Origin of the sequence: Magnetospirillum sp. 15-1, from assembly GCF_900184795.1 — a bacterium.
Lineage (GTDB): Bacteria > Pseudomonadota > Alphaproteobacteria > Rhodospirillales > Magnetospirillaceae > Phaeospirillum.
Genome location: NZ_FXXN01000019.1, coordinates 64,279 through 87,585, shown reverse-complemented (window position 1 = coordinate 87,585; position 23,307 = coordinate 64,279). Strand labels below are relative to the sequence as shown.

Genomic DNA, 23,307 nt, shown 5'->3' with positions numbered 1-23,307 from the left:
GAGTTTCCGGTGTTCCGTGTTTCCCAGTTCATGCAGGAACTTGTCGCCCCCACGAATGTGGGGCCGCGTCGCGACCCGCCGGGGCCGGTGGTGATCTGGAACCTGATCCGCCGCTGCAACCTCGCCTGCAAGCATTGCTATTCCATCTCGGCCGACAAGGATTTCGCCGGCGAACTCACCACCGACGAGGTGTTCGGCGTGATGAAGGATTTGAAGTCCTTCCGCGTGCCGGTGCTGATCCTGTCGGGCGGCGAGCCCCTGCTGCGTCCCGACATCTTCGACATCGCCATCCGCGCCAGGGAGATGGGCTTCTATACCGCGCTTTCGTCCAACGGCACCCTGATCGATGATCGCATCGCCGACCGTATCGCCGAGATCGGCTTCAATTACGTCGGCATCAGCATCGACGGCATCGACGCCACCCATGACCGCTTCCGGGCGCGCCAGGGGGCCTTCGCCGAATCCATGGGCGGCATCCGCCGTTGCGTGAAGAAGGGCGTCAAGGTGGGCCTGCGCTTCACCATGACCATGGACAATGCCGCCGAACTGCCCCAGGTGGTGGATCTGATGGAGAGCGAGGGAGTGGCGAAGTTCTACTTCTCGCACCTGAACTATGCCGGGCGCGGCAACAAGAACCGCCTGGACGACGCCACCGTGCAGGTGACGCGCACCTCCATGGACTATCTGTTCGACACCGCCTGGGCCCATGCGGCGGCCGGGCGCGAGCGGGAATTCGTCAGCGGCAACAACGACGCCGACGGCCCCTATTTCCTGTCCTGGGTCCGGCGCAACCACCCGGACAAGGCGGAGCACATCGCCGCCAAGCTGGTCCAGTGGGGCGGCAATGCGTCCGGCATCAACGTCGCCAATATCGACAATCTGGGCGAGGTGCATCCCGACACCATGTGGTGGAACCACAAGCTGGGCAACGTGCGCGACCGGCCGTTCTCGGCCATCTGGCCCGATACCTCGGATGCGCTGATGGCCGGCTTGAAGGCGCGGCCCCGGCCGGTGGAGGGGCGCTGTAAGGCCTGCGCCTATCTTGATATGTGCAACGGCAATACGCGGGTGCGGGCCCACCGGGTGACCGGCAATACCTGGGCCGAGGACCCCGGATGCTATCTCAGCGACGAGGAGATCGGGCTGGCATGAAGGCTTCTTTGATCGCGGCGGCGCTACTGCTGGCCGCCCCCGCCTTCGCGGCGGAAGACGCGCCGCGTCTCTATGCCGAGCATTGCGCCGCCTGCCATGGTGCCGACCGCCTGGGCGCCATCGGCCCGGCCCTGCTGCCGGAAAATCTGGGGCGGCTCAGAAAGGCCGAGGCCGAGACGGTCATCGCCAACGGGCGGGCGGCGACCCAGATGCCCGGCCATGCCGACAAGCTCAACCCCGGGCAGATCAAGGCCCTGGCCGACTACGTCTTCACGCCGCTGCCCGCCGTGCCCCGCTGGGGTATGGAGGAGATCAAGGCGTCGCGCGTGCTCAGCGTCAATCCCGACCTGCTGCCGGCCAAGCCGCAATGGAACACCGATCCCTTGAACCTGTTCACGGTGGTGGAGACCGGCGACCATCACGTCACCATCCTGGACGGCGATTCCTTCAAGCCGCTGGCCCGCTTCCAAAGCCGCTTCGCCCTGCACGGCGGCGCCAAGTATTCGCCCGACGGCCGCTTCGTCTATCTGGCGTCGCGCGATGGCTGGATCACCAAGTACGACCTTTACACCCTGCAGATCGTCGCCGAGATCAGGGCGGGGGTGAACACCCGCAACGTCGCCGTCTCCCATGACGGGCGCTTCCTGATGGTCGGCAACATGCTGCCCCATACCCTGGTGGCGCTGGATGCCCGCGACCTCGCGCCGCTGCAGGTGATCCCGGTGGTGGGCGACGCCGGGGCGACGTCGCGCGTCTCGGCGGTCTATACCGCGCCGCCCAGGTCCAGCTTCGTGGTGGCGCTGAAGGACATCCAGGAAGTCTGGGAGATTCCCTACGCCGACGATGCCGGGCCGGTGATGAACGGCTTCGTCCATTCCTACGAGAAGGGCCACGAGGAGGGCATCAGCCCCGGCGGCCGCTTCCAGGCGCTGCGTATCCGCATTCCGGACCATCTCGACGACTTCTTCTTTGACCGCACCTACGAGCGGGTCATGGGCGCGTCGCGCGACGGCACCAAGGGGCTGGTGGTCGACCTGGACATCAAGCGCAAGGTGGCGGAGATCGACCTGCCCGGCATGCCGCATCTGGGCTCGGGTATCATCTTCAAGAAGGACGGCCGCGACTACATGGCCACGCCGCACCTGAAAGAGGCGGTGATCAGCGTCATCGACATGGAGACCTGGAAGACGGTCAAGCGTATCCCGACCCTGGGGCCGGGCTTCTTCATGCGCAGCCACGAGAACACCAGCTATGCCTGGATCGACGTCTCCATGGGCAAGGAGAAGGACGCCATCCAGGTCATCGACCTCAATACCTTGGAGATCGTCAGGACGCTGCGCCCGGCGCCGGGCCGCACCACGGCCCATGCCGAGTTCGACCGCTCGGGCAAGCACGTGCTGATCTCGGTGATGGAGGCCGAGGGCGAACTGATCGTCTTCGACGCCGAAAGCTTCGAGGTGGTGACCCGCATGCCCATGAAGCGGCCGGTGGGCAAGTACAATGTCTTCAACAAAATTACATTTTCATCCGGGACAAGCCATTAAGGTGGCGGCCATATCTAAAACGACATTGAAAAACAATATGTTAGTGAGAACACTAATATGATACTCGTTAGGGTTATATTCCCGATTTTGACCATATAAACCCAGCTATTCCTGATTTTGTGCTACTATAATGCTACTGGAATTGGTCAGGAAAAAGCCCCCTTCAAGGGGGCTTTCGGGGTTACCGATTGCGGTTAGTTGGTGTGGGTGGTGGGGTGTCATTGCTGGTAATCCACCTATCTAACTCCACTTGGTCGTATCTAAGCCTGTTGCCGATCTTATGCGCCTTGGGTGGGAGTCCTAAGTTTCGGCGGTTGTGTAGGGTCTTGATCGCTACACCTGTGTATTCTGCGGCTGCTGCCGTTGTAAGCCACTTTGCCATAACCACCACCACTTAAGCCCCGGTTCCTGTGTGGGCTTTTATCTGGGGTGGGGTGTATCCCTCGTCTACGCCATTAGGGTTGTGGATAGAAAAATACTTTACTTATACCAATTAGGGTTGTGTCTTGTACGGCCCGCCGCCCAGGTCATAGGAATAATTCACTTCGGCCCCAGCGCCTTTGCCATCGCCAAAACCTGCTCTCTGGCCTTCGGATCGGTGATCGAGAAATAGGCCCGAACCAATTCGAGGGTTTCCCGCTTGGTCATGGGATCATCGTCAGCGATATCGACTGACTTGGTGACATTGCCCCGAATCACCTCGACCGGTGATGCGGCCTGGGCAGTCTCAGAGATTTCCTCAAAGAAATACCCGACTCGAACATCCAGAACTCGGGACAGATCAAACAGCCTGGATGCCCCCACCCGATTGGCTCCACGTTCGTATTTCTGGACCTGCTGGAAGGTCAGCCCCAGGCACTCCCCAAGCTTCTCCTGGCTCATGCCCAGCAGGGTCCGGCGAAGCCGAATGCGGGCACCAACGTGGACATCAATGGGATTGGCACTACCATCGTCTAATCGGCCACGAGTTGACCGACCAGCCTTCTTGGCAGGTTTGATGGTGACTGATGGCTTTGACCCCTTACGTGGCGGCATAGCGATCCCTTCCGTCATAATCAGGTGGCTGATTTGGGCTTCCGGTTCGTCCGGGAATAGCCCAGCCCAATAGCCTTCGCAAACTCTGATCGGCGTGCTGCGTATTCCGGGGCGACAAGGGGATAATCCCTCGGCAATGCCCACTTGGCCCGGTACTCGTCCGGGGTCAATGCATGGCCGGTCAGGAGGTGTCGCTTCAACATCTTCTGATGGCTCCCGCATTCCAGGCAGACAATGTGATCCGGGGTCACCGACCGCCTCACCGAAACGGCTGGTTGCTGCTGTTCTGGCTGTGCTGGCTGTGCTGGACCAGTGGAATCCGTGCCAACCAAGGTCGAATATACGGACTTGATCAGGTTGGGAACTTCCGATGCCGCCAAGGCGTTGCCCCCCATGTAAGCGGCCACGATTCTGGTAGTCAGAGTTTTGAGATCATCGGTCATTGACGGTTTCCTTGATGCTCTTTCCGGCGGTGAATTTGGGCGACTTTGCGTTCAAGATTTTCACCATATGGGCGATAAGTTCATCCTGTACGTCTTGATGGCACCGGACGAATGCGATAGCGTTTCAATGTGGTATCCCCCCAATGCGGCCACATCTGGATGGACCCTCCCCCCTAAACTCAAATCCATCCAGCACGATCCGGCGGTGGAGTTCTCGCCAGTTCGCCACCGCCGATCTGCTTTACGGCTCACTCTGCGTCACCGGAACAGTCTCAAAGAACTCCCGATCCTCCAGGGTTCGGATGGACACCATCAGCGTCTCATGCCGGTTCACCAGCCGGGCATGGGGAACGCCATCAACGGTCGTCCAAAGTCGAGAGACCTCCCAGACTTTCCTGGTGAGGTCATTGGCTTTCATGAAGTGATCGCCGACCTGGATGGGGGGAGGCTTTCGCCCGAATATCGCCATTACTGCCTGACCTCAGCTTGCCGCATCGCGGGTTGCTTGGATGTGTCCAAAGAATTTCCGGTCCTCGGACAGCATGTGTTTTGCCACCACGTTGTAAGCCAGGAAATTGAACAAGTCACCCAAGGCTAGTTCGCCGGATGTGTAATTGGAATCCAACTCCCTGGCATGGTCGATCAGCCCCTGATGGGATTGAGTATGGCTCTCTGGACGACCTGTCCCGCGAGTTCCTCTGGGTCACCTGGGCCATACTCACCGCGTTGGGCATTGAACCGGGCCAGAGATTTCATGGAGGGCAGACCGCCTTCAAACAGCTTGTCTGGGAAATCCAGCAACCGTCTGAACAGGGTGTTACAGGCAATCATTTCCAGGTTCTGATCGAACAGCGTTACGCCACACGGAAGATGATCGATGATCGACTGGATTATGTGGCGGCATTCTGGGGAATTGGCGAGCATCAACAGGCCGTTGAGGCCGTTGGTTTCAACATCCTGGTTGGCCCAATTGTCATTCATTTCGGATTTCAGCCGATCTCGCAATCTGCAAACAATAATTCTATCAAAAGTATGGCGAACCTATGTCCATTGGGTCAATCCATCGTGCACCTGGAAGCTCCCGTTGTTACAAGTCGTCTCAATCCATAGGCTCGTTAAAATTTGCAACAGTGCCCCCTCTTTGTGGGATGCCAGTGCCGCTATTCTTGCTGACGGCGACCGTTTCCTGAATGATCAGCCTGAACATCGATTGGGGGGAGGCGAGCATGCGTTGTCCTTTTTGCGGACATGACGACACCCAGGTGAAGGATTCCCGCCCGACCGATGACAATGCCTCCAACGGTCAAACGCTGGACCGGCATTTCAGTTTCTGTGGGGATCGGCAGTACCAAAACGCTGGCAAAATTGGCGAACCGATTGGCGAAAAAATCTAAAAGAGCCAACGGAACACTCGACCTGACCAACGACCCGAGATGGGTTGATGCCGCGCTGAAGCAGACGCCGGTCGGTGATGTCTGGGGTATTGGCCGCCAGTACGCGGCCCATTGCGGAGTCAACGGCATCCGCACTGCATTCGACCTGACGCAGCAATCAGATGGTTGGATCAAGAAGACCATGGGGGCGGTCGGACTTCGCACCGTGATGGAATTGCGAGGAACGCCGGTCCACACCTTAGACACCGCGCCATCAGATAAACAGACCACCTGCTGTTCACGGTCGTTCGGTGAGGCGGTAACCGATTATGATCAGGTCCGTGATGCGATTGTGACCTTTGCCAGTCGGGCCGCTGAAAAAATTCGCGGTGAAGGACTGGTGGCCGGGGCACTCCAGGTCTTCGCCTACACAGACAGATTCCGCCCTGACCAGCCTCAGTTCTCGCTCAACGCCATGATCCGGTTGTCGCCTCCAACCTCGTCCACGCCGCACATCATTGGTGCGGCATTGAAAGGGTTGGAATCTGCATGGCGCGATGGCTACGGATATAAGAAGGCCGGGGTGATAATGCTGGATTTGGTTCGACCCGAAGACATCCCGCGTGATCTGTTTTCGCCGCCGCCAGATGCAGGGGTAAAGCCCAAGGCGCTCATGGCTGCCGTGGACGGTATCAACAGCCGATTGGGCAAAGGGGCGGTTGGGTACGGATTGGTCTCGAAGGATGCACCATGGCAAATGCGATGTGACAATCGGACGCCGAGTTATACCACCAGTTGGGACGAACTGCCGGTGGTCAAGTCGTGAAGCTATGCTGCTACCGAAGCAGCCTGAAAGGACCGATATGCTGACCTTGGATGATCTGGCCGATGTGAAGCGGATGATTTCCATCGACATGGAAACCACGGGAATTCGCACACCTTTCAGGAAGCCTTCAGTGGTTCCTATCGTCGAGATTATCTTACTGCTGAAGAGTTCAGTGTTGCCTCAAATCGGCCATCTCTGATCCGCAGCATCCGATCGAAGTGATCGAAAATCTTCTCGTCATGGCTCACGACGAGAACGGCGGCATCCTGCTCTCGGGCCACCTTGCGCAACAAATCCATCGCGATTACCGCCCTTTCAGAATCCAGGGCGGCAGTTGGTTCGTCGGCCAGGATGAGGCGTGGCTGATTGGCAAGGGCGCGGGCAATGGCAACCCGCTGCGCTTCTCCCCCCGACAAGATGGCCGGGTTCGCCAAGGCCCTGTTCTCGACCTCAAGGTAGGTCAGCAATTCATTGGCCCGGCTTTGGGCATAGTTCCGATCTCGTCCGGCCAGTTCAAGAACGACCGCAACATTATCCCTGCTGTTCAGGAAGGGGAGCAGATTATGAAATTGGAAAATGAAGCCGATCTTGTCGAGGCGGAGGCGGCGCAGATCACCCCGCGCCTTTTGCCCGTCAAACACCGGTGTGCCATCCAGGATAAGTTGCCCCTCGCTGGGTTCGATGATGCAGCCAATGACATTCAACAGGGTGCTTTTGCCGGACCCGCTCGGCCCAACCAACCCCACCACCTCACCCGATTGAAGGGTGAGGGAAATATCCACCAGCGCGTCCACCCGACTTTGGCCTTCGCCGAAATGCTTGGATACCCCGATAACTTCCACGAGGGTTCCCATCTCAGCCCCCCAATGCGGCGGTGGGTTCGATTCTGAGGGCGAGCCGAACCCCAAGCGAACTGGAAAGAAGGCAAACCAGCACGACGATCCCGGCCAGCATCATGGCGTCGTCCGGCTGTAACAGGACCCGACGCGGGAACTTGTCCGCGACGAGATTGACGAGGCCCCAGCCCATGGAAAATCCAATGGCTCCCATGGCGACCGACTGTTGGAGAATCAAGCCGACAATGATTCGATCGGATGCTCCGATCAATTTCAAGGTGGCGATCTCGCGGGTCTTGTCCATGGTCATCGTATAGATGATCAGGGCGATCACCACTGCCGATACGCACATCAAGATGATGGTGAAAAGCCCGATCTGCCGTCGAGCCTTCTCGACCACCGATTGGACGAGGATGGTCTCCTGCTGCGTCTGGGTGATGGTTCCCAAATGCTTCCATCGCCCAATTTCCCTGGCGACGGCATCCGATGCCACTTCACCGTCCAAAGTAGCCACGACGGCATTGATGGTGTCCGTGTTTGGGGGAGGAGCGCCGCGTGACTGATCTCGCCGGTAGGTGGACGGCTTGGGCAGAAATTGTAGGTCCTGGGCATCGCGTAGACTGAGGAAGATGACGGGGTCGCCGCCGGTCGATACGTGATTACGGGTCAAGCCGACCACGGTGAAATCGTCGCGGCCAAGATGAATGCGATCCCCCAGGACGATGCCGATGCGGGCATCGGCCACCAATTCGCCGTGACGGATACTGATCGTCCGCCCATCCGAAATCGTGGCCGGGCCGCCCATCCGACCCGGTTCGAATCCGACCACCTGAAGCCGCAGTGTCTTACCCTGGTAGCTTGTCTCGATGGTCTGGTAGGTCACTGAACCAGCCTTCGATACGCCTGGAATCCGGGCGACCATTTCACGGGTGTCGCCGGACATTCTGGATGCCTCGGCGAATGGCCCGCGTGTTCCAGCCTCTACCACCCAGATGTCGGCATTTGGGGCGCGGGCGAGTGACAACGCATCATCCACCAGACCGCGATAGATGCCGATCATCGACAACACCACCCCGAGCAACAGGGATAGGCCGAGGCAAGTCAGGATGAATCGCCCAAGCTTGTGTCGAATATCGCGAATGGCGAGGTTCATGGCTTTGCCTCGTCTACCGAGACCGAGCGGCCCTTGCGCAATCCTGGGATCAAACGAGTGATCACCTGGGCCTTCTCGGGAAGACCACCGGCGACTTCAAGGCGACCATCGAGGGTGCGGTGGGCGAAGGCAAGCTTCCGCTTGAAGAGCTTTCCGTTCTCGACGGTCCAGACAATGCCTTCGCGTCCATCAAACGCTTCAATGGCGGCCACGGGTACCAGCAAGGCTTGGTCGAGCAATGCCGTGTCGATGATGACTTCGGCCTGTTCCCCGAGATTCTGGGGGCAATCGGGGCACGCGACATAGATGCGGCGCTCCTCGGTGGTCCGGTCGCTCTCCACGTCGATGCGGGCGACCGTGCCAATGAATTGCTTGGACGGAGCGGAGCGAAGCTTGACCACGGCGGATTGACCAACCGCGATCCCCCCGGCCAGCATCTCGTCAACGTAGGCCAGTACCCAGATGGTTTCAGGGGAGTAGAGGGTGAAAACCACCTCGCCCGGCTGAACAACACTGCCAAGTTCCTTGTATCGATAGGCGATCCGACCATCGAACGGAGCGATAAGCGTATGGTGATCGAGGATGGCTTGGTTCAGGTCCAACTGGGCCTTGGCATCCGCGACAGTTGCCAAGGCTAGGGCGACCTCGGCGGAGGCCGCCTTTGCATCAGCCCCGGCGCTGACGGCAGCAGCATGGGCATCCCCGAAGGTTTCTTCGCTTATGGTTCCCGATGCCACCAGCGCCTTCCGCCTTTGGCTGACCTTTTCCTTCTGCGCTTGATTGACAGCAGCCTTCGATACCACCGCTCGGGCCGAAGCTGATTGCGCCATGGCTTTGTCGTATCCGGCCTTCGCCGCGCCGACCTTGGCCCGCTGCTCGGAATCGTCCAGATGACCAAGGATCATGCCGCTGGAGACGGTATCACCAGCGTCGGCCCGCAATTCGGTGAGCGTCCCAGAAAGGGTAAATCCTAACTTGGCAAGTGTTTTGGCCTCAATGGTTCCGAGGCCATATACCCTTATGGGAACATTGGAGGTCGGCACCGCAACCTCAACCGCCAAACTTCCCAGCATCATGCGTAGAAAAATGATAAGCGCGACACCGGCGGCGGCGATGGCAATTTGAGCGCGACGATTCCGAAGGAAGTGGATGTCCCTCATTGCAAATTCCCCCGGTGTCATCGGCCATGATTAGATTAGGTCACGATAATGTACAGGTCGCCCGTCGATCCCCAAACCCTCATTTTTTCCGTCAGAATCCAGGCAGACCTGTAGAGGTTTAGCGAGAACGCGTCCCCCCAGATAGGACGCCGCAGACCGGGGAGACGTTCAAGGGTTATTGCCCCTTGCCCGGCCAACCCCCGCCCATCGGCCCCTGCATCATCGGGGGGCCGCCCACGCCGGGACCGTAGCCACGTCCAGATGGTCCTGATTCGTAAGGCAACTTGGCCCCTTTTTCCGCTGCGCGAGACTGCATTTCCTCCTGATGACGGGTTCTAACCGCATCTCGCTCCTCTTGGGTCTTCGCGTTAAACATCTCGGATCGGGCTTGCTGACGTTCCTCTGAAGTCATGAGGTCGCGCCCCCGCATCACATCCTGGGCAAGTGCATTCTCGGTGATAGCGGGTAACGCGATTATGGCAATTGCCACAAAGCCAAAACCTACTCGCATCTCGGCCTCCTATCTTTGATCTTCATTGATCATAGGGGCCGTGCGTAACCAGATGATGTCAATTAGCTAATTTTAATGTAACGTTGGGTAACATGGTTCTGGCGTATTGGGGACGTATCGAAAATCGTACCCTGGCTGCTTAACCTTACTCCCCGGTTAGGTCAGCGCCACCCACCCCATGTAGCCGGTGTAAAGGCCGACCAGCAGGACCAAGCCACTGGAAAAGTAAGGGGCACGACGGGCAAGAGTACCGAACCCCGACCACCGCTGGGAGACATGGCGCAGGCTGAGGGCCGCCAGGGTGCCGGATGCCACCATCGTGGCAGCAAGGCCAATGCTGAAGCACAGAACCAGGGTGACGCCCAGGGTGATCTGCTTCAGTTGCAGGCACAGCAGCAGCACGGTGATCGAGGCCGGGCACGGGATCAGTCCACCGGTCAGCCCGAACATGATGATCTGGCCGGTGGTCACCTTCTGGTCGGTGAAACGCCGCCGAATGTCGTTGGCATGGGCCAGTTCGTGGGCATCCTGGTAGCCCGGCGCAGTCAGGTCCATCGCCTCGTATTCAGGATGGACATGGTGGCCGTGGTCGCGTTCGACGAACTCCACGTCGTAGTCGTGGCTGTGGCCGTCATGGGCCACTTTCAGCCGTGCGATGAACTCATGCGGCTCCGGGACTTGCTCCATGGATTCCAGATAGTCACCCTGGTTCACGAAGACGAAGAATCGGCGGCTGTTATCGGCTCGCTCGATTTCAACGGTGGTGACCACATCGCCGGGTGGAGGTACCGGCTTGCCATCCTGCTGGAACCGCAGGCGGAAACGGGGAGGAACACCGTCCTCGAACACCTCAATCGCCACGGTCCAGTGATCGAGGTCGATCAACCGGACCTCGTCATGGGAATGGCCGTGATGATGATCGTGCAGCTTCTCGGCCTGATGGTCGCGCCAAGTGCGAACCAGCATCCAAACGGCGACACCAATGATCAGAACCGCCGATCCCATCTGGAAATAGGGTTCGCTCTGTTCGGTGCCCCAGTTCGATCCGAAATGCAGCCCGACCAGAGCGACGGCCCAGACCACGGCGGTGTGGGAAACCGTCGCGGCCAGCCCCAGCAGCACGGCCTGCTTCACCGTCCCCTGGATGGCAATGATGAAGGCGGCCATCATGGTCTTAGAATGACCCGGCTCCAGGCCGTGCAACGCGCCAAGCATGATGGCCGAGGGGATGAACAACCACGCATGACCAGCACCTTGCTGGAGGAGATCGGCAAGCGGCGTCATCATCACCTCTACAGGTACTTGGTGATTTCCTTGAACTCCTCGACCACCGAGCGCCCCTCCCGAGAGACGGGGCCGACCGCTTGTTCCAGGCAATGGTCGATGTGGTCGTGGATCAAGGCCTTCTTGGCGTTGCAGAGGGCGCTTTCCACCGCCTGAAGCTGCTGGGCGATATCCAGGCAGGGTCGGCCATCGCCGATCATGGCGATGATCTTCTTCAAGTGCCCCTCGGCCCGGCGTAGGCGCTTGGCGACTTCGGAATGGGTTTCGTGGATCGGCTGCTCGGTCATGCGCTGACATATATCCCCTCCAGGGGGATAGGTCAACAAGGCGACCTTCTGATGCCACGGCAGGTCTCAATGAAGCAGGGTCATCTGAGGCATTCCAGCAGCGCCAATATCACGTCTCAATAGACCTCGATTTGACTTTTGAAACAAAGTCTCTATAGTCCTTTAATGTCTATTGATACATATAGAGGGCAACCATGTTGGTCGGATACGCACGCACCAGCACCCTGGATCAGAAAGCATCTATCGAGGCCCAGGTCCGTGACCTGACCGCTGCCGGGTGCGAGAAGGTCTTCTCCGAGCAGGTGTCGTCCGTTGATGTAGCCGCCCGTGAGCAACTTGCCATGGCCCTCGAATTTATCCGCGAAGGTGACACGTTGGTCGTGACCAAATTGGATCGTCTTGCTCGGTCCATATCGCACATGCTCTTGGTCGTGGACACCATCAACCGCAAGGGTGCCGCATTGCGAATTTTGGGTATGGGCATCGACACCAGCACACCGACCGGCAAATTGATCTTGACCATGTTGGGCGGCATTGCCGAATTCGAGCGGGAGATCATGCTCGAACGCCAGCGTGAGGGTGTCGCCAAGGCCAAGGCTCAGGGGAAGTACAAGGGACGGAAGCCGACCGCCATGTTGCAGGCCAACGAGGTGCTGCGGCTGAAAGCCGAAGGTCTTGGTGCGACCGAGATCGCCGCTCGGCTGGGAATTGGTCGGGCATCGGTCTATCGGGCGTTCCAATTGGGTCATGCCCCAAATCGAACATCACCCAATAAGCCTGATCAGACCCAAATAGGGCAATAAGGCCCGCTAATTACGACGATGCAGCGGGGTATACCCAATTGCATCTACCTAACCGGCATTATATTCCTTCAAATTCTTTAAGCCTCTTATCGAGAGATATTTTGAACAATCTATCAAACTCTAATTTTGTTAAAGTTCTTTCGATTGCACGATCTACCGCGCTTCGTATCGTTGGTATTTTTTTACATTTAAACTCATCCAGCCCTTCAAAATATTTTATTGCTCCATCCATGTTTATTGGTGGCGCATCTCCATTTAAGAAATGCCTAAGCTTGTTAACTATATTGTAGTCAGACTCTTCTGATTTAAGCTTTTTTGAAATATTGTCCTCATTCAAAACTCCGCCAACCTTTCCTGCGAGTTCAATCATGTTTCGATTCATAAATTGCCTGAATCCTTCATTATCAATTTCCTGAAGGCATGCAGGTCCGTCAAGAAGTCGGACGCCTTCTTTCTGCACCATTTCGCAGGCCGCCACTGAGTAAATTATTACGTTTGGTGATGGCACAATCAGAACGCGATCTCGCAGCGATTCCGCCGTTATGACATTTTGGAACCCCGCGAAACCCACTCCAGAAATGCAAATATCTGGCGTAGCATCATCAAATTCAAGAGCTTGAAGAAGTGCGGACCTGTGCCTCTGGTCAGTCTCGATAACTATTTGAACAGGCTTGTTGAGTTTCTCCGCAATTGCGTTGAAGCACGCCTCCTGCTTTTCCACATCACCAAACGGCGGAAACACATATCCGATCAGCCAAGGTGGTTGCATGTTCAACTCCAATATTCAATATAAACGGTTTTCATACCCCGGTGTGCGAACGGCTGTTGCTGACAATTCCATATCGGTCGCTACCATGGCGCTCATGAATTGAGTGAGGACAAATCCATGAGCGACTACTTTAAGGGGCGGCAAAACAGCAGAGAGAACGCGGCACCCCCTCCCGGTAACCTCGACCGCGAACTTGGCAGTCAGTTCGCCATGTTAGCCAACCACAATCTATCTGACGAGGAACGACATGCCGCTGCGGATCGGATGGTCTGGGTACTGAAAAAGTACCGGGCGACCCCGCCACAGGTTCGCTTCCGGCTCGTCAACATCGCGACCCCGAGTTCGTCGTTTTTAGCAGATGGGGTCGAACTGGATGACGAGGGCTATGTCATTGGCTCTTGGAATCCTCGGCTTGAAAATGTGGGAGGCAGCAATGGCTAATCCGACCACGGAAATTGCCTGGGCCACAGGAACCTGCAACCCATTCAAAGGGTGCAGCAAAATCTCCCCCGAGTGCGCGAACTGCTACATGACCGGGTGGGCATACCGCCATCAGCAGATGGGCACGCCCGGCTATGAGGACACGGTCAAAGGCGAAAAGGGCAAACGCATTCCGACCGGCAAGATCGGCGTTGTGAACAAGGAGATCGACGCCCTTCGCACGGTCAAGACCGAACGGCTCTTCGTCAACTCCATGAGCGACACCTTCCACGACAACGTCGATGACGCGACGATCCGCCGCGTATTCGAGGCAATGGACGCCAACAAGACTGGCACCAACTTTTTGATTTGCACCAAACGTTCGGAGCGTATGGCGGAGATGTCGGCAACATTACCCATCCCGCGAAGTGTTTGGATTGGGGTCACCTGCGGCTGCAACAAGTCTCTGCACCGGCTTGATGATCTGCGCAAGGTGCGGGCTGCCGTCCGATTTGTGTCGGTTGAGCCGCTGCTGGAACCCATTGATCTGACCCCATGGCTGGCCGATGGCACATTGCAGTGGGTGATTGTCGGCGGCGAGTCTGGTAAGGGCTGGCGCAAGATGGAAAAAGCATGGGCTGAGGCAATCCTACGCCAGTGCCAGCAATACGGTGTTCCATTTTTCCTCAAGCAGTGGTCTGCGTTCAAGCCCAAGCAAGACGTTGAATACCCGCCGACCATCGACGGTCATGTTTGGCATCAGTACCCCGGCCACGATGACGACCAACCGGTCCCCCCATCAGACCCCACGGGAACTGACCGTCCGGACAAAGACCCAAAACGGGTGGCCGCCGCCAAGAAGGCGTGGGAAACCATGCGGGCAAGGAAGGAGGTGCTGTCGCCGCCCCCTCCGCAAGAAAAGACAGCGGATGAGTGGGCAAAGGTCTGGCTGCTGGGGCCGAATGATCCTTTGCCCGACACACACTTCGAAAAGGCGGCCACCCAACTCATCGACTACTTCCGTCATGGCGGCATAGCTGACACCGATGATCTCAGATCAGTTTGGACTGCTCTTGGTGACTATTTTGACATCCGCCCCGTCCGTCCAAGCAGACCGCCCCCAGTTGGAGACCGAACAAAGACGGTTGATGTGGTGGACCCGTTTGGTGAGGTGATCGCTGTTCCCTGGGAGTACCACCATTCGGAATTCGCCGGGGTCGATTATCCCTACTCACGTCATGTCAGTTGGTTCGAACGGGAACACGGACGGATTGTGATCGACCGCTTGGTTGCCCGGATGGTGGTCGAAGAGAGCCAAAGCGAGCGAAAATATCTGCATCGCCAAATCGCCGAAATCAATCGCTATCTTCGTCACCGACCGAAGATACAACGGCAAAAATGGTGTCAATTCGAATACGAAGAGCCGTGGACGATCGATCCAAATGAGGTGAAAGCCATTTTGGAACGCGAAACACGAGGGCTTTTCCATGTCACCGTGGGCTTCATCGGCCACTACTCCATCCGTCCATCATTCTGGATTTCGGTCAAAGGTGACGTGGTCATGATCAGCCTGAGACAGTTCATTCGAGGGCTTGATGGTCGGAAGATCGCGGTCAAACCCAAGGAACGGTCTGCACAGCCACCCGAAATCAATAGCTGAAAACAGGAAAGGTCGATGGCGTTGAGGGCGAGAATTATCCCGCCCTCGTCCATGAAGCCTACGCCGCCGCCTGATCCGCCTGAGCCTGCCGGTTGCGCTTGGCCTTCTCCTTGGCGACAGCGATCTGGGCGTCGAATTTCCCCTCCTTGATGGCCGTGGACACCTGGGTCAGCACCGCCACCACATCCTTCTCCGATTTCCCGGCGACGATGGTCGGCTTGCTCACCTCCAGTTCCACGACGACGCTGTGGCCGTACTTGACCTGGACCATGAAGATGCCATCGGCCACCTGCCACCACCAGGGACGCGGCGAGGTGCAGATGGTCTTGCGCACCGAATTTCCGGCTTCGTCCTTGATGTACTTGGTACGCTCGATCCGAAAACTCGGGTCATTGAGCAACTTCATCTGCTGTTCGATGCCATCGAGAACCACCTCGCGCCCCGACTTTTTGCGGGTATCCGCGACCAGAGGACGCTTGGCATCGGAGAACTTAAAGTTAAGTACGGTCATATCGCCCTCCATATCAATGTTGATAAAACGATATGGCCGCAATAATTTGGAGTCAATACATGTGCTGAAAATATTTTATGAAGAAACGCGGCTCCATATTTCAATCCACGTGTCTGCTTTTAGTTTTTCAAGTGCGTCGATGCCGCCTTCGTATTCTTCAACCTGATTTCTATTGATGCATCGTGATGCCTCGTCCTTGGTGGTGTCAATGATTTCATCGATATTCCGCGTCAACGCCAGAAGTGCATCTGTGGACGGTCTGCGATTCCGCGAAATCGACGATGATAAGTAACTTTGGCCTCTATTCATCAATCCGCCGAATTCGCGTTCATTGCTTACTATTCCAAGCTCCTTGACCTGAGTATATATATCTTTCAATCCAAACATCGACTGCACTCCCGCTGATATTGCAGGTGTATTTATCAAGCTGCTGCGTTCCCATATGCAGCCCACGTCAGGTATCGACCAATCAGGTGCTTGGAATTATTGCGGCCACTCCGAATGGTCGGCCCGATTTCATTCTTGTCCAAACCGGCTGCAAAAGCCGCCTGTTCCAGACGAGATTCCACCATCCATGAATCAAGCAACCCAGCACTTGCCATGGCGAACCCATGGAGTGACGCCCGGTATAGGCCGTTGTTTCGACCCAGGACCACATCACTGATGGCCGCGACCAATCGGTCGAAATACATGACAGCCTTCGGATGGTCACCGGGGATGGGCAATTCATCAGGAACGGCAACCAGGACCGGCGGCGGCATATCGACGGGCAGGATGTTGTTCTGCACCCAGAGGGTGGGATTGATTGGATCACCCTCGAAGACCTGGAAAAATCCATCACTGCCATCCATGGGTTTGCATGGCAGGTACATCATGTTCTCCACCGACAGCTTGGTCGGGTCGATGCCATGGCATGGCTTTGCTGATCCCCGTTTCCGTTGCCGGGGCGAGCAATAGCCATTGGACTGAACCACCTTGATGATCTGCTTGCAGATGGCATCGTAGGTCTCGACCATCATGTACCCGGTCGTCGGCATGAAGACGCGATATCGGGTGTCGTTGGTCGAGGAAGCCGTGTTGTAGACCACCATGGTTTTCCCAGCGAACATCTTGGCGAATGCGTGATAGGGCATATCTCCGTCATCAATATCGAGCCAGATTCCCCAAGAGATCACCGCGTTGTCCCTTCCTCTGCTTTTGTCGCCCAAGGTCGGATTGAACAAGGTCGGGCTGATCAGCATGTTGCTGTGCTTGTCCTTGTAGGTCAGCCCATGGCAATGACGAAGCCAATCGATCATGTCGTCCATGGACCTGATAAAAACATGACGGGAGGTATCGGTGTCCCGGATATGGCGGAACAATGTTCCAGCGAATAGCTCTCGCTCCAGGATCGATAAATCCATGAAGTCAGAGGCAGAGGTGTCTTCTAACTGAAAATGGTCATGTTTCGATGTAACGTTTGGTGAATAATATATATTCGCCAATCGTAACGGTGAAGTTTTACCATTTTGTATTTCCGGCAAGATGTTTGCCAGTACAACTTCCCGAATTTGCTCATCTTTTCTCTTGCGATATGCCCGACTACGGTCTGAATTATCCGCATGAAGCCGAATTCTGTGGCCTTTGCCCTTCTTTGTGAGCGGAACACCTGGAGCTTGGGCCATGGTGCAACCGGGGAACTGGTCAGCCAACCACTGGGCTACACCGACATCGGTGACCACGACTCGAACCGGCACATCGCAATGAAGATCACGCAGACTGCACCGCATCACAGCTTGATAGACGGCTTGATGGCAGATCGCATCCCTGATCTGGTCAGGGATAATGCCGAAATTCGATAGGAACCGGCATTGCATTGGCGTCGGCAAGAACGAGGCTACAACCACGACATTGTGAAATTCGGAATACCCATTGAGGCCATGAGGTTTGTGAGGCAACGCGGTCGCGGCCAACTCGGCGAATAATTCCCCAGCAGCATCCTCCGCGTCCTTGTTCACCAGATAGAGGAAGGGTTGGTCCTCTATCAATTCGGCGGCCTTGGTAAGTCCGAGGACGGTATTGCTGATTTCAGTACCATCGACGGTGACCTTCTTGCTTCCCAACTTTTTGGACCAGCTATCTTCGGCCAGATAATGAATGGAAACCCGATTTCCGTTCTGGTGATGTTGAAACCGAAGGGCATTGGTCAACCGGCGATGTGGTTCGAACACAGCCCCCTGAACTGCCCATAGGTGATGAAGCAGCGACTCCTCAAAGTGTGCCCCCATGATGATGGCCGATGCGAACTTGGTGAACGCCGATGGCTTCAGAACCCCAAAAAGGTACAGAGGATATTTGCCGTTTTCGGTGTCACCGGCCACCGTACGTTCGATGTTCTCCCTGATGGCGAAGACATCATAATCCGGGTCCAGAATGGCTCGGGCTATGGCCTTAAATTCGGCATCAACAGCATCATCGCCATCGGCAAGACGGCGAAGTTTGGCAATGTCTACTGCGGACACCTTGACAATATCGGCGGAAAAATCCTGCCAAGATATGGCCGAGGTGATGATCTCATGATTGTGTGGAAGGTGCCGACAAAACATCACATCGGGAGCAGGAATCTCATCGACGATCACATGCCAATGTTCTGGCCGGTGGAAATATGGCAGCCGCAGCAAAGCCTGCTGGGTCAGAAAGAGAACCTGCCCACCATCACCAGGGTTTTTTAGATGGCTCATGATGGAGGTGATCACCTGTCCATCTTCGCAAGTGCTGCTGTCGAACCGGTAGACCGGCACCGGCTTCTTTCGCCGTGATCTGGCTCGTTCCTGAGCCTTGGCAAACCACTCATCGATGCAGGCGCAGGAAGGTTGGGCGATGATCACCTTTTCGCCCATTGCCGCCATGGCAATCGCCTCGGAAACGGCAGCATCAGTTTTTCCGGCACTTGCCGGTGATGAAACAATGTAAAAATTAGCGGAACTCACAACGTCACCTCTGAAAATAAAAAACCCCATGACGGGTTCCAATCGCCATGGGGTTGTGTGCCAATGTGGTGACGCGGGCACGGATAAACTTATAAACAACAAAACTCGTCCTGCATCACCATGGCGTCAACAAGCTGGAACCGACGCTATGTCTATTTATGCTGGCTCCGCTTTTTGATGCAATTTATCGTTTTTTACAAGATGCGACGCAGTATTTCTTGTCGCAGCCGATGCCGGACTGAATCTTTCGCACCAGATTCCATCGGAATGGAAGATGTGTCACGACGGGGGTACGGGAAATTTCGCGCCGCTTAAAAGTAAAATAATCTATCAGTGATCATGAGCATTTTTGCCAGAGGTTGATGGCATTGACAAAATCATCAATGTAACCGCGATATAGCAGTTAACTACCTATGAAACGATAAATTGCCAAAACACCAGTGCGGGCCGGAAACTCCATTCATCGACGCCAGACGGCGGATCGATCAACAACTTGAATGGAATTTACAATGTACGAACTATCTAAAATTAGCCCTGACGCATTTGCCTATCTTGTTGAAGCAGATGTTGTAACTGATGACGCATCAAGCCAATTGCCCTATCTTTCTGGCCTTATAGAGTATTACCGTGCATGCACCGCCGGTGTCGATGAAGATTGGGCTGATGAATTTCAAGACGATTTTGCGGGTGCGGCGAGACTGATATCCGAACTGAATAGCTCTGATTTTGAGTACGTTCGGGGTTTGGTGAGAGGTTTCGTCATAGTAAACGGACGGTCCAGCCACACCGCTATGGCTATTTGGGATCGGTATATTGCTACGCTTCGTCAAAACGCCAGCCAATCCTGACCGCTCTTGCCACCCACCACCCTCATATTTGTGGCGCATGGATCAGGTCCATGCGCCACAATACGTTCAGGGAAAATGGGCGAGATCATCACCGTGTTTAAGGCTGACCGATTCCAGGCTCATAACCTACTTCATGCATGAGCAGGCGCTCGATGGCGCGAACAGCCGACCGCAACATCAGGATGGCACGTTGTCGTTCATCTGAAATCTCGGACTTGGTTGGGGGTGGGAGCGATACAGCTTCTTCGGGTGAAATTGGGTCAAAATCGTAAAATCTCATGAGGGCACCTCGAACTGGATGGATGTGGTGGTATTTATCCTTCCAGGCCCCCAAGCGCTCTCCTGCTGTCGAACGGCGAGAACGATTCATGGACGCCAAAGCGACCATACCAGATCGAACGCCTGCGACTCTCCCGTACCCGGCCTGATTGCCTGTAGGGATTTCACGACCCACATCACCGCGTTTGGGCTATCCAGTCCTTTTTGCCGCGCCTCCTGGATCAAATCCTCTGCAAGTTGCCGCAGATCATCAGATGCTTTCATTGGTTCCTCGCGCTCGGCTTTCGTCCATGCCGCCCATCATCGTCAGGCATGAGATCAATTTGATTTGGCCTTTACGCAAGATTTTACTCAATCGTATTGATGAACGCGCTCCCATCATGCCTAAAGAAGCATGTGTAACGTGCAGTAACACGCCTTCCGTTATCAAGGTCAAACTTAACTCTCTGCGTAACGTCACCAGCAATCATATTCGCAGCCGTCTCGAGGTCTTTGGCAATAATGTCCTTGCTGTCATCGTATGTCATCTTGCCGAAGCGCATGAGCTTTTCCCAACCTTCATCACCATTTCCAAGCATGTCCAACATGGTTGCCGCCGATATCCCGCCAATATGCGTGACATCATATAATTTTTGCTTTTCCTTATCGGTCATGCTTCTGATGGATATTTCATATTCGAAGAACTGAACGGTCTCTGGATTTGATGCACCTTGCAGCACCTTTTTCTTGCACGCAGCCAGACCCATGTTTCCTTTAGAATCTTCAGCTAAAGCGGACTTCCCCTCTGAGGCGGGAAAAGCTGGGGGTTGAATGGACGTTTTCGGCTGATCGGTGATGTTCGATATCCTTTGCTTCGCATTCGGTGTCGATTGAGAGGACAGCCATGCTCCCGCTCCAAGCAGACACACCGCGATGACCGCGATAACGGCAACCTTGCGGAAACCCATGGCTGAAGCTGGCTGAGGAAGAGGTGGGGCGGCGGGGACAACTGCGGAGTCGGGTTGAAAGAGCCACAAAGCATGAACCATCAGCGCGGTGCCGATGATCGCGGCCAGCAAATTGACGGCGGGCAGGGCAAAGAGGCCATAGATGATGGCTCCGAGAAGCATCAGCGACCAGCGGTTCGCCTTTCTGACCTCGGCAACTTGAGAGAGCGGTAACCGCCGTAGCGCCACGGTGTCGAAATAGCATCTCGACATGAATCCGATGTTGGCAAGGGCCACAATCACCACGCCGATCAATCCAACGGGATTCGGCAGCAACGACACGCAAAAGCCGATGCCGACGACGATGCAATAGCGCAGACCAGCGAACAGCAGGGAAAACGGGATTCGGATGTTCGAGACGAATTGCTCGCCGGATTTCCCGTACCACCGCCGCTCAATCGAGCCGATGAGGCTGTTCTGAAAAGTGCCGGTGAATATGGCGGTGGCGATGAGCGGGAACGAGGCTTGAGAGAATGATATGGTGACATCCACCATCATCTTCTTGACGTATTCAGACGTGTTCGAGATGGCGAGTTGCGCCATTTTTTTTGCGAACTTGGCGATGAAATCACTGCCATCAATGACGCCACTGGCGTATGCCGCCAAGAAATTATGTGCCGCCTCAATGAACATCTTCGACACGATGTTCGCCATGATGGCACCGAACATGACCGTCACAACGAAGATCACAGCGGATGTGCCGATGGACGGCCAGAATCCGTGCTGAGATTCGGGCAGAATGATCTGTTCAAACCCCCTATCGACGACGGCCAGGAGATTTCTCGGGGCTGCCGGTTTATCTCGCATATCGCTTGCTACCCGTCTGTCAGGTGGTGTGATCTATGATCGACGCCAGGATGCCGTGGGCGACCTCGCCTGCTGCTTCTCCCCCCACATGGTCGGCAACGTCCACCACCAGCGACGAGGCATCGACCCCGCCTTCCGGCGCGAGATGGCCGAGTTCGAGTAGGAGCTTGGTGGCGTGGCCGTGGGCATCGGTGGCATCCAGGGTCACGTCGATGCCGGACTGGCCGATATGCACATCGATCCCGTCGATGTGCGAGATCGTGACCACTTCCGGGGCCGTTTCGGCGCTGGCCGCCTGCTGACCATCGGCAAACAGATCGGACACCTTCTCCTTGGCCGCGTCGATCACCTCCTTGATCTTGTCGCCATTGGCCTCAGCGATCCGGGATGAAACGGTGCCGAGCGCGGCACCCAGCGCGGCGGCAACACCAGCTTTCAGATTCTCTTTGCTCTCAGTCATGATCGACCTCCGTCATCGTGCGATAACCAATCCGTTCAGCTTGTGGGCGAGGTAGGCCGCACCTCCGAATGCGGATGGCAGGAACCTGAACGTCTGTTCGACACCAAGAATGTTTCTTGAGTAATTCCTGATGGACATGCGCAGTTTGGGAACAACGAGGATTCGACCGGCGATCCACATCGCAAGGCCAACAATGAATCCAACCCCACCCATGTAGATTGCCTTGGTCGCAACCCCCGCGAACACCAGCCCATATGCCATCAACCAGCCAAGCGACATGAGATAAAAGCCGGTTATATTGAAGACGCTCCTTCCGGCCATCATGTTGAAGATGTCTCGGCGCTTGAACATCCAGTAGGCACCCGCCGCCCCCATGGTTATGAGATTCACCACGTAGAGGTACAGGGGATTCAACCGGGTTATCTCGATCTCGTCGGTCACGTTCGAGATGAGGGCCTCCTTCGGGGACGTGAACTGCCCGCGCTCGTCGAGGGACCATTTGACGGCATAGGTTTTGTCGAATCCGGCGACGATACGGATGCCGTATTCCTTGGCGCGTTCGCGGATTTGCAGCGCGAATGTCTTCGCACTGGCTTCATCGGGATACAGTTTGGTTGACTGCCAGTTGGAACCGCCGTCCACGGATATCTGCACGATGAAGTTGACCATCCCACCGGCGGTGGAAGGGAGAGGTGGTGGTGGCGGCATCAAACCGCTGGACATGGGCAGCGGCGGCGGTGGGGGAAAACCAGCCACCTGACCCGAAGCCATGGAAGGTAGCGGCGGTGGTGGTGGCGGCACCGAACCACTGGACATGGGCAGCGGGGGAGGTGGAGGAAATCCCGCCCCCTGACCCGAAGCCATAGAAGGCAGCGGCGGTGGCGGTGGCACCGAACCACTGGACATGGGCAGCGGCGAGGGAATGGTTGCAGCAGACTTGGGTGCAACCTGAATTGGCCCGGTGGTGGATAGCTGTCGATAAACGTGCTTTTGCTTCACCCCGTCATATCGACCAAGAAGGACGCGAACCTCCTCGCATTGGCCCCGTGCGACAGTCTGCCCAACTACGGTCAGGGCTATGGCCGGGTCTTCACCCTCATGCCGATGGACTGTCTTCCAGGTATTGCCCTGGCGAGCCTGGATGACGATGTGAGGTTGCGTACCCATGATTTCGGTGCCAATCATCAAAGT

The 23,307-nt window shown here is 56.3% G+C and carries 24 protein-coding genes and 1 pseudogene; 9 read left to right on the top strand and 16 right to left on the bottom strand.

What is annotated here, in order from left to right:
• The first annotated feature begins 9 nt into the window (after positions 1-9).
• On the top strand, positions 10-1,152 hold the full coding sequence (gene nirJ, locus CP958_RS05370) for a heme d1 biosynthesis radical SAM protein NirJ (protein ID WP_096700951.1): 1,143 nt from the start codon (positions 10-12) through the stop codon (positions 1,150-1,152).
• Positions 1,149-2,696, top strand: a complete 1,548-nt coding sequence (locus tag CP958_RS05365; protein ID WP_096700950.1) for a cytochrome D1 domain-containing protein — start codon at positions 1,149-1,151, stop codon at positions 2,694-2,696. Before nirJ ends, CP958_RS05365 begins: the two co-directional genes overlap by 4 nt.
• 540 nt (positions 2,697-3,236) lie before the next feature.
• Here CP958_RS05365 and CP958_RS05355 read toward each other — a convergent pair.
• On the bottom strand, positions 3,237-3,752 hold the full coding sequence (locus CP958_RS05355; RefSeq protein ID WP_242442769.1) for a helix-turn-helix domain-containing protein: 516 nt from the start codon (positions 3,750-3,752) through the stop codon (positions 3,237-3,239).
• The gene (locus CP958_RS05350) at positions 3,752-4,174 is read right to left on the bottom strand and encodes a MucR family transcriptional regulator (RefSeq protein WP_096700948.1); all 423 of its coding nucleotides are present in this window, start codon (positions 4,172-4,174) and stop codon (positions 3,752-3,754) included. Before CP958_RS05350 ends, CP958_RS05355 begins: the two co-directional genes overlap by 1 nt.
• Before the next feature lie 67 nt (positions 4,175-4,241).
• On the opposite strand from CP958_RS05350, the gene CP958_RS26265 reads away from it, so the two are divergent.
• The gene (locus CP958_RS26265) at positions 4,242-4,772 is read left to right on the top strand and encodes a hypothetical protein (RefSeq protein ID WP_170958844.1); all 531 of its coding nucleotides are present in this window, start codon (positions 4,242-4,244) and stop codon (positions 4,770-4,772) included.
• 44 nt (positions 4,773-4,816) lie between these two features.
• On the opposite strand, the gene CP958_RS05335 is transcribed toward CP958_RS26265, so the two are convergent.
• Positions 4,817-5,155: a PAS-domain containing protein gene (locus tag CP958_RS05335; protein WP_242442759.1), complete on the bottom strand. Its 339-nt coding sequence runs from the start codon at positions 5,153-5,155 to the stop codon at positions 4,817-4,819.
• Positions 5,156-5,400: 245 nt separating this feature from the next.
• Here CP958_RS05335 and CP958_RS26870 point away from each other — a divergent pair.
• Together CP958_RS26870 and CP958_RS05330 are read left to right on the top strand one after the other, a co-directional pair.
• Positions 5,401-5,472: pseudogene (locus CP958_RS26870) on the top strand (transcriptional regulator NrdR); the annotation flags it as partial.
• Complete coding sequence (locus CP958_RS05330) at positions 5,459-6,373, top strand: DUF4113 domain-containing protein (RefSeq protein WP_347337833.1); 915 nt, start codon at positions 5,459-5,461, stop codon at positions 6,371-6,373. The pseudogene CP958_RS26870 and the gene CP958_RS05330, both read left to right, overlap by 14 nt.
• Positions 6,374-6,522: 149 nt before the next feature.
• On the opposite strand, the gene CP958_RS05325 is transcribed toward CP958_RS05330, so the two are convergent.
• The 5 genes from CP958_RS05325 to CP958_RS05300 form a co-directional block, all read right to left on the bottom strand.
• On the bottom strand, positions 6,523-7,227 hold the full coding sequence (locus tag CP958_RS05325; RefSeq protein WP_096700946.1) for an ABC transporter ATP-binding protein: 705 nt from the start codon (positions 7,225-7,227) through the stop codon (positions 6,523-6,525).
• Position 7,228: 1 nt separating this feature from the next.
• Positions 7,229-8,362, bottom strand: coding sequence for an ABC transporter permease (locus CP958_RS05320; protein WP_096700945.1), 1,134 nt, complete (start codon positions 8,360-8,362; stop codon positions 7,229-7,231).
• Entirely contained in the window at positions 8,359-9,522 is a 1,164-nt protein-coding gene (locus CP958_RS05315) for an efflux RND transporter periplasmic adaptor subunit (RefSeq protein ID WP_096701032.1), read from the bottom strand. Before CP958_RS05315 ends, CP958_RS05320 begins: the two co-directional genes overlap by 4 nt.
• 667 nt (positions 9,523-10,189) lie before the next feature.
• Positions 10,190-11,320, bottom strand: coding sequence for a nickel/cobalt efflux transporter (locus CP958_RS05305; protein ID WP_277948866.1), 1,131 nt, complete (start codon positions 11,318-11,320; stop codon positions 10,190-10,192).
• Positions 11,321-11,325: 5 nt separating this feature from the next.
• Entirely contained in the window at positions 11,326-11,604 is a 279-nt protein-coding gene (locus CP958_RS05300) for a metal-sensing transcriptional repressor (protein WP_096700944.1), read from the bottom strand.
• 194 nt (positions 11,605-11,798) lie between these two features.
• Between CP958_RS05300 and CP958_RS05295 the strand changes: the two genes are divergently transcribed.
• Positions 11,799-12,407 carry a recombinase family protein gene (locus CP958_RS05295; RefSeq protein ID WP_096700943.1) on the top strand — a complete coding sequence of 203 codons (609 nt, stop codon included), beginning with the start codon at positions 11,799-11,801 and terminating at the stop codon, positions 12,405-12,407.
• 58 nt (positions 12,408-12,465) lie between these two features.
• On the opposite strand, the gene CP958_RS25795 is transcribed toward CP958_RS05295, so the two are convergent.
• On the bottom strand, positions 12,466-13,176 hold the full coding sequence (locus tag CP958_RS25795; protein WP_141400431.1) for a hypothetical protein: 711 nt from the start codon (positions 13,174-13,176) through the stop codon (positions 12,466-12,468).
• A 117-nt stretch (positions 13,177-13,293) separates the two neighbouring features.
• Between CP958_RS25795 and CP958_RS25790 the strand changes: the two genes are divergently transcribed.
• Positions 13,294-13,617 carry a hypothetical protein gene (locus CP958_RS25790; protein WP_141400430.1) on the top strand — a complete coding sequence of 108 codons (324 nt, stop codon included), beginning with the start codon at positions 13,294-13,296 and terminating at the stop codon, positions 13,615-13,617.
• Positions 13,610-15,256 (top strand): DUF5131 family protein, encoded by a 1,647-nt coding sequence (locus CP958_RS05290; protein ID WP_096701029.1) that lies wholly within the window; start codon positions 13,610-13,612, stop codon positions 15,254-15,256. The genes CP958_RS25790 and CP958_RS05290 overlap by 8 nt, the downstream gene beginning before the upstream one ends.
• 58 nt (positions 15,257-15,314) lie before the next feature.
• Here CP958_RS05290 and CP958_RS05285 read toward each other — a convergent pair whose 3' ends face one another.
• The 3 genes from CP958_RS05285 to CP958_RS05280 form a co-directional block, all read right to left on the bottom strand.
• Positions 15,315-15,767, bottom strand: a complete 453-nt coding sequence (locus tag CP958_RS05285) for a DUF6641 family protein (RefSeq protein ID WP_242442758.1) — start codon at positions 15,765-15,767, stop codon at positions 15,315-15,317.
• A gap of 75 nt (positions 15,768-15,842) precedes the next feature.
• Positions 15,843-16,154 (bottom strand): hypothetical protein, encoded by a 312-nt coding sequence (locus CP958_RS25785; protein ID WP_141400429.1) that lies wholly within the window; start codon positions 16,152-16,154, stop codon positions 15,843-15,845.
• A 35-nt stretch (positions 16,155-16,189) separates the two neighbouring features.
• Entirely contained in the window at positions 16,190-18,766 is a 2,577-nt protein-coding gene (locus tag CP958_RS05280; protein WP_096700941.1) for a hypothetical protein, read from the bottom strand.
• 479 nt (positions 18,767-19,245) lie between these two features.
• Here CP958_RS05280 and CP958_RS25780 point away from each other — a divergent pair, with 479 nt between their 5' ends.
• Entirely contained in the window at positions 19,246-19,584 is a 339-nt protein-coding gene (locus CP958_RS25780) for a hypothetical protein (RefSeq protein WP_141400428.1), read from the top strand.
• A 366-nt stretch (positions 19,585-19,950) separates the two neighbouring features.
• Here CP958_RS25780 and CP958_RS26260 read toward each other — a convergent pair whose 3' ends face one another.
• The 4 genes from CP958_RS26260 to CP958_RS05265 all read right to left on the bottom strand — a co-directional run bounded on the left by CP958_RS26260 (position 19,951) and on the right by CP958_RS05265 (position 23,301).
• The gene (locus tag CP958_RS26260) at positions 19,951-20,127 is read right to left on the bottom strand and encodes a hypothetical protein (RefSeq protein ID WP_170958843.1); all 177 of its coding nucleotides are present in this window, start codon (positions 20,125-20,127) and stop codon (positions 19,951-19,953) included.
• Positions 20,128-20,210: 83 nt separating this feature from the next.
• Positions 20,211-21,656 (bottom strand): EI24 domain-containing protein, encoded by a 1,446-nt coding sequence (locus CP958_RS05275; protein WP_096700940.1) that lies wholly within the window; start codon positions 21,654-21,656, stop codon positions 20,211-20,213.
• A 19-nt stretch (positions 21,657-21,675) separates the two neighbouring features.
• Positions 21,676-22,116 (bottom strand): hypothetical protein, encoded by a 441-nt coding sequence (locus CP958_RS05270; RefSeq protein WP_096700939.1) that lies wholly within the window; start codon positions 22,114-22,116, stop codon positions 21,676-21,678.
• A gap of 12 nt (positions 22,117-22,128) precedes the next feature.
• Entirely contained in the window at positions 22,129-23,301 is a 1,173-nt protein-coding gene (locus CP958_RS05265) for a hypothetical protein (protein ID WP_141400427.1), read from the bottom strand.
• Positions 23,302-23,307: the final 6 nt, after the last annotated feature.

What these genes read in the sequence shown, in the direction of transcription:
- CP958_RS05365 (WP_096700950.1), top strand. Translation starts at nt 1,149, where the DNA reads ATGAAGGCTTCTTTGATCGCGGCGGCGCTACTGCTGGCCGCCCCCGCC.
- CP958_RS05350 (WP_096700948.1), bottom strand. Translation starts at nt 4,174, where the DNA reads ATGACCGATGATCTCAAAACTCTGACTACCAGAATCGTGGCCGCTTAC.
- CP958_RS26265 (WP_170958844.1), top strand. Translation starts at nt 4,242, where the DNA reads ATGGGCGATAAGTTCATCCTGTACGTCTTGATGGCACCGGACGAATGC.
- CP958_RS05335 (WP_242442759.1), bottom strand. Translation starts at nt 5,155, where the DNA reads ATGAATGACAATTGGGCCAACCAGGATGTTGAAACCAACGGCCTCAAC.
- CP958_RS05330 (WP_347337833.1), top strand. Translation starts at nt 5,459, where the DNA reads ATGACAATGCCTCCAACGGTCAAACGCTGGACCGGCATTTCAGTTTCT.
- CP958_RS05325 (WP_096700946.1), bottom strand. Translation starts at nt 7,227, where the DNA reads ATGGGAACCCTCGTGGAAGTTATCGGGGTATCCAAGCATTTCGGCGAA.
- CP958_RS05320 (WP_096700945.1), bottom strand. Translation starts at nt 8,362, where the DNA reads ATGAACCTCGCCATTCGCGATATTCGACACAAGCTTGGGCGATTCATC.
- CP958_RS05315 (WP_096701032.1), bottom strand. Translation starts at nt 9,522, where the DNA reads ATGAGGGACATCCACTTCCTTCGGAATCGTCGCGCTCAAATTGCCATC.
- CP958_RS05305 (WP_277948866.1), bottom strand. Translation starts at nt 11,320, where the DNA reads ATGATGACGCCGCTTGCCGATCTCCTCCAGCAAGGTGCTGGTCATGCG.
- CP958_RS05300 (WP_096700944.1), bottom strand. Translation starts at nt 11,604, where the DNA reads ATGACCGAGCAGCCGATCCACGAAACCCATTCCGAAGTCGCCAAGCGC.
- CP958_RS05295 (WP_096700943.1), top strand. Translation starts at nt 11,799, where the DNA reads ATGTTGGTCGGATACGCACGCACCAGCACCCTGGATCAGAAAGCATCT.
- CP958_RS25795 (WP_141400431.1), bottom strand. Translation starts at nt 13,176, where the DNA reads ATGCAACCACCTTGGCTGATCGGATATGTGTTTCCGCCGTTTGGTGAT.
- CP958_RS25790 (WP_141400430.1), top strand. Translation starts at nt 13,294, where the DNA reads ATGAGCGACTACTTTAAGGGGCGGCAAAACAGCAGAGAGAACGCGGCA.
- CP958_RS05290 (WP_096701029.1), top strand. Translation starts at nt 13,610, where the DNA reads ATGGCTAATCCGACCACGGAAATTGCCTGGGCCACAGGAACCTGCAAC.
- CP958_RS05285 (WP_242442758.1), bottom strand. Translation starts at nt 15,767, where the DNA reads ATGACCGTACTTAACTTTAAGTTCTCCGATGCCAAGCGTCCTCTGGTC.
- CP958_RS25785 (WP_141400429.1), bottom strand. Translation starts at nt 16,154, where the DNA reads ATGTTTGGATTGAAAGATATATATACTCAGGTCAAGGAGCTTGGAATA.
- CP958_RS05280 (WP_096700941.1), bottom strand. Translation starts at nt 18,766, where the DNA reads ATGGGGTTTTTTATTTTCAGAGGTGACGTTGTGAGTTCCGCTAATTTT.
- CP958_RS25780 (WP_141400428.1), top strand. Translation starts at nt 19,246, where the DNA reads ATGTACGAACTATCTAAAATTAGCCCTGACGCATTTGCCTATCTTGTT.
- CP958_RS26260 (WP_170958843.1), bottom strand. Translation starts at nt 20,127, where the DNA reads ATGAAAGCATCTGATGATCTGCGGCAACTTGCAGAGGATTTGATCCAG.
- CP958_RS05275 (WP_096700940.1), bottom strand. Translation starts at nt 21,656, where the DNA reads ATGCGAGATAAACCGGCAGCCCCGAGAAATCTCCTGGCCGTCGTCGAT.
- CP958_RS05270 (WP_096700939.1), bottom strand. Translation starts at nt 22,116, where the DNA reads ATGACTGAGAGCAAAGAGAATCTGAAAGCTGGTGTTGCCGCCGCGCTG.
- CP958_RS05265 (WP_141400427.1), bottom strand. Translation starts at nt 23,301, where the DNA reads ATGATTGGCACCGAAATCATGGGTACGCAACCTCACATCGTCATCCAG.